3 protein-coding genes are annotated in these 2080 nt (G+C 41.8%); all 3 read left to right on the forward strand.

All coding sequences use genetic code 11. The features are described from left to right. Positions 1 to 513 (forward strand): M24 family metallopeptidase (locus tag UC75_RS21435; RefSeq protein ID WP_228137318.1); only part of this gene is annotated, 513 nt, incomplete at its 5' end. Between the two features lie 43 nt (positions 514 to 556). Next, positions 557 to 1765 carry a 2-octaprenyl-6-methoxyphenyl hydroxylase gene (gene ubiH / locus UC75_RS11865; RefSeq protein WP_049837705.1) on the forward strand — a complete coding sequence of 403 codons (1209 nt, stop codon included), beginning with the start codon at positions 557 to 559 and terminating at the stop codon, positions 1763 to 1765. Continuing rightward, positions 1762 to 2080 (forward strand): FAD-dependent monooxygenase (locus UC75_RS21440; protein ID WP_228137319.1); only part of this gene is annotated, 319 nt, incomplete at its 3' end. The genes ubiH and UC75_RS21440, both read left to right, overlap by 4 nt.

Below are 2080 nucleotides of genomic sequence, written 5' to 3' on the forward strand. Positions count from 1 at the left end.
TATGCTTCGGATATTACTCGTACTTTTCCGGTCAATGGTAAATTTAGTGCTGAACAAAAAGCATTATATGAAGTTGTATTGGCTGCCCAATATGCAGCGATTGATGCAGTTCGTATTGGTAATTCATACCGTGAGCCTCATGAAATAGCAGTTAAAATTTTAACTGAAGGTCTAGTTAATTTAGGTTTGCTCAAAGGTGATGTTAACGAACTCATCGAAACAGAAGCATATCGTCAGTTTTATATGCATGGCACAGGTCATTGGCTAGGCATGGATGTACACGATGTCGGGTCTTACAAAAAAGGTGAAGACTGGCGTCAATATGAAGAGGGTATGGTCATTACAGTTGAACCTGGTTTATACATCGCACCAGATGATGAAACTGTAGATGAAAAATGGCGTGGTATTGGTATTCGTATTGAAGATGATGTGGTCGCAACCTCGAAAGGACCACGAGTTTTAACTGCTAATGTGGTTAAAGATATTGCAGATATTGAACATTTAATGGCGTAAGCTAAAGCATAATTAAACGTATTCGCCAAAGGAGCAAAACTCGATGCAACAACAAGTGATTATTGTAGGTGGGGGAATGGTGGGTTTGAGCCTTTCACTCATGCTCGCGAAGGCTAATATTGCGGTAAAGTTATTAGAAGCTGTGAAATACCCAAACTATGATGATCAAAATGTTGCTCCTTACCATTCGAGTTTTGATGCGCGTAATACGGCTTTATCGCGTCGTAGCGTACAGATTTATCAGAAGCTAGGGTTATGGGATGCATTACAGCAACATGCGACCCCAATTTTGCAAGTCCACATTACTGAGCAAGGCAGTTTTGGTAAAGCACGTTTAATTGCAGAACAAGAAAAAGTCGAAAGCTTTGGTCAGGTAATTGAAAATGCTTGGCTTGGGCGTGTGCTGTTAACTCAAGTGCGCCAACAACCTTTGATTGAACTCATTGATGGTGTACAGGTTACCGCTTTAACTCAAGATGCCGAGCAAGTACATATTGAAGCTCTGCGTGGTGAGGAAACTTTAAAACTTGAGTCAAAATTATTAATTGCGGCTGATGGACGCGATTCTTTTTGTCGTCAGGCAATTGGTGTGGGTGTGGATGTTCACGACTATGATCAGGTTGCAATTGTGACTACGGTTCAGACATCAAAACCGCATGAACAGGTAGGTTTTGAACGGTTTAGCGCATTAGGTCCTTTAGCCTTATTACCTTTACCGGGTGAGTACCGCCGCTCAGTGGTGTGGCCTGTGAAAAAAGGCACTGAAAATGAATGGTTGGGCGATGAAAATGACCAGCATTTCTTAAGTGCTTTACAACAAACCTATGGTGACCGAGCGGGTAAATTTGAAAAAACGGGTAAACGTTTTAGTTATCCGCTTTCGCAAGTGCTTGCACATAAACAAGCTGTTGGTCGCGTTATTCTAATGGGTAATGCAGCGCATACAATTCATCCAGTTGCAGGACAGGGCTTTAATTTATGTCTACGTGATGCAGATGTTTTAGTGCGTTATTTAGTGAACCAATTAACCACTTCTGATGATTTAGGTAACCCTGATAACTTACTTGCCTATGAGCAAGCTCGTTTATCAGATCAGCAACGCGTGATTAAGTTCTGTGACACTGTAGTTCGTGGTTTTAGTAACCAGAACCCGTTATTAAAATTAATTCGTAATACAGGATTAATTGCGTTTGATGTCATTCCGGGTATAAAACCATTGGTGGCTAACTATGCAATGGGGTTAAAAGCATGAGTGAAGTGTTGGATGTCGTCATTGTTGGTGGTGGATTGGTTGGTGGTTTAACTGCTTTATTACTTGCGCAAGGTGGCGTACAACCCACTGTGCTTGATGCGGCTCCTGTACTTGATGTTGAGAAAACATTAAGCGTGATGAATCCACGTGTTTTAGCACTTAGCCAAGCGACCATTCATTTGCTTAAAACGGTAAATGTTTGGGATGATCTCGCACGCCAAATGCCTTATACAGGCATGCAGGTCTGGAATCTTAATGGCTACGGTGAAATTAATTTTGGTCAAGACTCTGCCCGTCAGCCTTTAGCTGAGCAAG

The organism is Acinetobacter sp. V2 (assembly GCF_001188385.1).
GTDB lineage: Bacteria > Pseudomonadota > Gammaproteobacteria > Pseudomonadales > Moraxellaceae > Acinetobacter > Acinetobacter oleivorans.